At 58.8% G+C, this 228-nt stretch carries 1 protein-coding gene; it reads left to right on the top strand.

Features of this window, described 5'->3' with window-relative positions:
* The coding region (locus ACPYOJ_RS37335; protein WP_481420680.1) for a TolC family protein at nucleotides 1-228 on the top strand (228 nt) is incomplete at both ends.

Below are 228 nucleotides of genomic sequence, written 5' to 3'. Positions count from 1 at the left end.
GCCTGATAGAGCGCGCGATCGCGGGAAATTTATCCCTGCAGCAGACAGTATTGCGTATTGCCGGGGCGCGCGAACAGATTAACCAGGCGGGTGGGGCGTTTTACCCTTCCGTAAACGGTAATCTGCAGGCAACGCGCCAGCAGCTTGGGCTGGAGGGAGAGCTGAAATCCCACGGCGTGTACGACCAGCTGGATAACGTGGATCCTGAACTCAGGGGTGCGTTAGGAC

The organism is Rhizobium sp. SVR5-9E (assembly GCF_056755095.1).
This window is presented reverse-complemented; position numbering and strand designations above follow the sequence as displayed.